This is a genomic window from Phocaeicola faecicola, assembly GCF_013618865.1.
GTDB lineage: Bacteria > Bacteroidota > Bacteroidia > Bacteroidales > Bacteroidaceae > Phocaeicola > Phocaeicola faecicola.
Window position 1 is genome coordinate 1 of sequence record NZ_JABSOE010000116.1, and the last position, 5,050, is coordinate 5,050.

Here is a 5,050-nt window from a genome sequence, read left to right on the forward strand (position 1 = left end):
TAATCCAATATCTGTGTGGGCAGTACAATACTGGCCAACATGCTCAAATAATCGTTTTCCATGCTGTAAAGTAAAGAACTATTCGATTAGATTACAAATTTATCCCCACTAAATTTCTACTGAGCCGTAAAAACCTGAGGGATTCTCATATTACGCATAAATTTTCGAGAGCCTAAACAGAAAGAAAGCTCTATCCTTCACTCCCCTGAATTGTGAGCGAAGTTCTTTATTTAGCATTAAAGGACTCAGAAGCTGCGTTCGTAGAGCGTCGCTCAAAATATTTATTATTTCAAGATAATGCGTCTGGATTGACCTTGCTACTCTTCCTAAGGCAAGGAACCCTGATTTATCCACCTCGTCATACCATCCATATGTCTACATTGGTGATAAATTGAAACTATTGAATTCCTCTAATCTTGACTTATAATTCACTTTGTACTCTTTGCTGTAGTTCATTATCTCTACTACTTCTTCTCATGTCATCATAACTTTACATTTTGGAAGTAAAGTTAATAACGGAAGTTTGAGAAAAAATACGTGGTTTACCGAATACTTACAACTATTCAATATACCATCTCCTTTGTCACATCTATCATGACAGCATCCTACGGTTTCTCTCCCAAATCAAGAGTCCTCATCGATGAAACTTCAATATTTTCGATACAAGAATCGTTCAGTAACTTCCGCATGGCGGTTTCTGCGAAAGGATCACGACAGGAATCACCTGTGCATAAACCTATTTATACTATTCATTGTTTAGGTTTGCCATTATTTGTTCAATTTGCCTGTAAGATACCAGGGTAAAGTTGTTGTTGTCAACACCTATGTCATATTAGTTTACCTGTAACATAGATAATAGTTCCGAGCTGATTATGTTGCAATTATGCTGATTGGAATGAATAGGTCCGAAGAATTGCCAGGTCCGGCGTGTATCACCCTCGAATGAAAGAAAGGAAAATAGTTGAAATAAATTTTCTTGCCTTTTTACATTGGACGTAATTGGGCAGCTATTCCTTCAAAATAAATTGCTATATCTTCAGTGATATATTCCACATCATGATTCCCCAAGATAAAATATATTCTACCTTTTAATCTTTCGAGTATATAAATCCATTCATCGGCTTTGTCATAACAAAAGTCTCCGAGATGAAAGACTATATCATCTTTATGCACGGCCGAGCTCCAGCGGGTTACCATCTCCTCATTCATTTCTTCAACACAAGCAAAAGGTCTAGACAATATTCAATGACCCGATTATGAAAGAAATGCATATCGGAGATGAACCAAATCTCATTGGAAGAAAAACCTCTCATCAGTTCTACTTGTTCTTTTATTCTCATGTCTGTCAACATTCAAAGTTCCGGTTTACATCAAACAAATGCTTCTTACGTCTGTTAAACTCTGACTCATAGTTAGCAGGCAAACCTAACAGTTTCAATTCATCTGGAGAAATCGCTTTCATGACACTGTTAAGTCTTGTAGCGATGTCTTCACATCTAAAGAATTTCTTCTCTACATTTCGATGTCCCTTCATTTCCGGTACGTCCTCAAAATGGACCAAGGGATGCAGTACATAATAAAGCGCGATGGCAATATCAGTACGATGCCTTCCCATAGCACAGGAAATATAGAAATTACCTCTGTCCATCAGACCAAACAATGTGGGCAGTGAAGCTATTATCTGCTGTACATCCGTCTTCCTACTATCAATTGGTATATTATGATATTCTAACCCCACATCTGCTACACTACTGTCGTAGCGGTCAGTATGATCGGCAGTACGAAGATCTATTATTACCTTAACGCCGGATTCACGCAACTTTTCCAACAGCCATTTGCTTTCGCGCGCAGATAAAGTACGTCCCCTAACTCCTCGGTCATAAACAGGGGCAAGATCAACAATAGGATATTGCCTTAATCTCTCATACAGAACATTCGGTTGCTTAACAAACAAAAGATTCTGTGTCATGGTTCTAGCATCCGGTTTAACCTTATTTCTGCTGTTTTTCCCGATATGCCACCCATCACACCAAACACATTTATATACAGAGAAATGAACACCATATTTTTTACTCATCACATCGGCCGCTTTCTGAGCATCCATTTTCGAAGGATACATCATTTTCGGTTGGCCTGTACTTCTTGAAATATGGCTATATCTGCTAAATATGCCAAATGCATCGTGCGTAATGAAAATATTACGCCATACTTGGGGACGTAACAGTTGTTCACAGACAGCGCATATCAGGTTCTTTATTTCCATTTTAGTGAAGTTTTATAAATAATGGAAGTTGCAATAATTAAAATAAACTGCAAATGTACATCATCCATAGCCAATATTTTTGACGGAATATCTTGCAACATTACATTCTCATCCAGTAATAAACGCAGGCGTTCTGCCAACTTTACATTTTCCCTGTCCAACTCCTCCTGTGAGGTATTAATATCATACAATAAAGCCTCACTCATTTCTGTAACAATTATGTCGGTAAACAGACAATGCAGTCTTTCCTTCTCTGCAAACAGATTAGCATTGCACCACATCCCCACAATATAAAATATGACAGATCTCTTTTTTACTGTTATTTTGTTCGAGACGAGTATATTCAATCCCTTCATAAAGAATAGAAAGTATGCTTGCTGTTTTATCTTTCAGGTGGATGACTACTATAACCATCTCCTTGAGTATATAAAATATAATTGTTATTCATACTATTAGCATCCGTTAAATCAGGACACTAATGATTCTGTCTTTATTTAAATAACTTCTTTCATACTTGTACAGCTACTTCTATCATTTATGAATAGGTGAAGTCTTTCAGTTCATAACCTCTAAATTGAAATCTATTTGTTCAATACAGTCAGGACATATAATCATGTATCCAGCACGCCCACACAACTTACTCCAAGTCCAATCGGGTGACATAAAATATAATTTTATCAACTGTCCACTGCATTTAGGGCATCTTTCATCATTCACCGTGGTAACTTTTTCAGGATACTTATACATACTGGCCAATACGTCCTCCCATGGATACAATATCAGTTTGTTGAGTCTTGCGTACTTATAACCTTCCTGATTTGCCTTTTTAATAATATTCTCCATTGAATCTGACAGATTGAGTCTTCTTTTTATATCCTCAATCAGATTCATTACCATTTGTACGTTATTGTCTGATTTATTCATAGAAATTCTTTTTATAAGTAAAACTATGATATTATTCTATATAAGCCAGAATAGCTGTATAGTTATCATCGCCATTCTTCTCGCAAAGGAAATTAAAAGTATCCAGAATATCTTCAGGTGATTTGTTGTCCATCATCCGTTCCTGGAGAATATATGGGTATATACTTTTATATAATCCATCGGAACAAAGCAATATGCGGTCTCCTGCTTCTAAATGAAGCTGTACCATATCTGGAACATGATTACTGGCATTGTATGAAAATAAACATCTGGAAAGAGTCTCCCAACCCCAAAATTGATTCACATGGTCTTCTGTCTGATATAGCAATCCACCATCTTTACGTAGAATATAACACCTGCTGTCACCTATATGTGCTACTGTTACAATATTACCTTCTATACTTGCCATTACCATTGTTGTGCCCATCTCTGCATGTTTTAAACTATCGGCACACTTATTTAATTCGTTGTATGCAAAGAGACAGGCGTTATTCACTTTATCTTCCGTATCTTTTTCTTTATCATTCTCCATCCAATAGTCGGTGAAAGCTTTTATAACCGTTTCACTGGCTACTTCGCCAAAAGCATGACCTCCTAATCCATCGCATATAATACCAAGCCAACGAGAATTATCATCTGACTGAATAACATTGAAAGCATCCTCATTATTAGAACGTTTTCCAGTCTTGCTTAATGTAGCATATTGTATATTCATATTTCTGTTGTTTTCGTTTAACATATCCATTATCAATCGTCACAGGTAGTTAAATTTTTGTCCAATTCCTATTTCTTATATAAATACGAGATAACGGAATACCAGTCAGGATAATTTCCACTACCGAACCTAATCCATTCACCTTCAAATTCTGATGTTCCATTATTTTCTGGGCCGTCTATCAAATAATCACCTTTACACATTTTTCTACAATTATGATAATACGCTCTTTAAACATGCCGCCCAAAGTGTGTGCAACCCACTTTCCCTTATCTGCTGAACGGAAGGAATATCCTATGAAGCAGTAACCGGAATATACCAGTCAAAATACTCTTGCAGTTCAGATACGGCATCAATCGCTCCTAGTATTTCATCAATCCGACCTTGATACATCTTAAGGGTTCCGTCGCCTTGCTTTTCTGCTGCTACATGAAAGTTTACCAGTACATGGTCTAGATTAATGAAAACACGCTTTTTACATTTCGACAGATTCTTGTCACGTTTTTCATAGGTATCTCTGATATCTGTCAGTATGCTACAGAACTCTCGTGAGGTCAGAATCATCCTGTAAGGACATTGTCGGGTATATTATTATCTTCCTAGTTAATTTGAAGACTATTTATCTTAAAAAAACAGATTCTCCCATATTAATATTTTTTTCATCAACGTCAAATAATTCCAATTTATCACACGCTACAAAAGCATAATCTCCTATACTGTTCAAAGATTGTGTCATAAACACATTTTCCAATGCAACACAACCGCTAAAAGCTTTGATCCCTATTTCTCTAGTATTTCTAGATAAACTGATTTTTTCAAGATTAATACAACCGGAAAATGCATAATCTTCAATCCTTATTACACTTTCTGGCAATATTACGCCCTTCAGCTTCCTGTCAATACACTTAACAACGACTGTCCTGTCCAAATTATACATAATTCCATGGTCAACAGATGTATATTTCGCATCAAAGAGAACTGCAGTACTATCAAATATAAAATTACTGGAATCAATATATCTGGTAAGTTTCCAATTTTAGGGTGTCCCCTTTTAGACGGGCGCCAGCAGGCACCCGTCTAAAAAAGAGTCCACAAATTTAACGATTATTATTTGCATATTGTCATGGGAAGAAGGTTTTCGTAATCCG

At 36.4% G+C, this 5,050-nt stretch carries 6 protein-coding genes; all 6 read right to left on the bottom strand.

Features of this window, described 5'->3' with window-relative positions:
• Positions 1-984: 984 nt before the first annotated feature.
• The 6 genes from H3001_RS18565 to H3001_RS18590 all read right to left on the bottom strand — a co-directional run bounded on the left by H3001_RS18565 (position 985) and on the right by H3001_RS18590 (position 4,839).
• The gene (locus H3001_RS18565) at positions 985-1,209 is read right to left on the bottom strand and encodes a metallophosphoesterase (protein WP_181215734.1); all 225 of its coding nucleotides are present in this window, start codon (positions 1,207-1,209) and stop codon (positions 985-987) included.
• A 136-nt stretch (positions 1,210-1,345) separates the two neighbouring features.
• Positions 1,346-2,263 carry a protein-tyrosine phosphatase family protein gene (locus H3001_RS18570; protein ID WP_181215735.1) on the bottom strand — a complete coding sequence of 306 codons (918 nt, stop codon included), beginning with the start codon at positions 2,261-2,263 and terminating at the stop codon, positions 1,346-1,348.
• The gene (locus H3001_RS18575) at positions 2,254-2,469 is read right to left on the bottom strand and encodes a hypothetical protein (RefSeq protein ID WP_181215736.1); all 216 of its coding nucleotides are present in this window, start codon (positions 2,467-2,469) and stop codon (positions 2,254-2,256) included. Before H3001_RS18575 ends, H3001_RS18570 begins: the two co-directional genes overlap by 10 nt.
• 349 nt (positions 2,470-2,818) lie before the next feature.
• Positions 2,819-3,187: a hypothetical protein gene (locus H3001_RS18580; protein WP_181215737.1), complete on the bottom strand. Its 369-nt coding sequence runs from the start codon at positions 3,185-3,187 to the stop codon at positions 2,819-2,821.
• Between the two features lie 31 nt (positions 3,188-3,218).
• Positions 3,219-3,902, bottom strand: a complete 684-nt coding sequence (locus H3001_RS18585) for a PP2C family protein-serine/threonine phosphatase (protein ID WP_181215738.1) — start codon at positions 3,900-3,902, stop codon at positions 3,219-3,221.
• A gap of 619 nt (positions 3,903-4,521) precedes the next feature.
• On the bottom strand, positions 4,522-4,839 hold the full coding sequence (locus H3001_RS18590) for a leucine-rich repeat domain-containing protein (protein WP_181215739.1): 318 nt from the start codon (positions 4,837-4,839) through the stop codon (positions 4,522-4,524).
• Positions 4,840-5,050 lie beyond the last annotated feature (211 nt).

Bases quoted from the DNA above. Each gene is read 5' to 3' on its own strand.
- H3001_RS18575 (WP_181215736.1), bottom strand. From the start codon at position 2,469: ATGAGTGAGGCTTTATTGTATGATATTAATACCTCACAGGAGGAGTTG.
- H3001_RS18570 (WP_181215735.1), bottom strand. From the start codon at position 2,263: ATGGAAATAAAGAACCTGATATGCGCTGTCTGTGAACAACTGTTACGT.
- H3001_RS18590 (WP_181215739.1), bottom strand. From the start codon at position 4,839: ATGTATAATTTGGACAGGACAGTCGTTGTTAAGTGTATTGACAGGAAG.
- H3001_RS18565 (WP_181215734.1), bottom strand. From the start codon at position 1,209: ATGAATGAGGAGATGGTAACCCGCTGGAGCTCGGCCGTGCATAAAGAT.
- H3001_RS18585 (WP_181215738.1), bottom strand. From the start codon at position 3,902: ATGAATATACAATATGCTACATTAAGCAAGACTGGAAAACGTTCTAAT.
- H3001_RS18580 (WP_181215737.1), bottom strand. From the start codon at position 3,187: ATGAATAAATCAGACAATAACGTACAAATGGTAATGAATCTGATTGAG.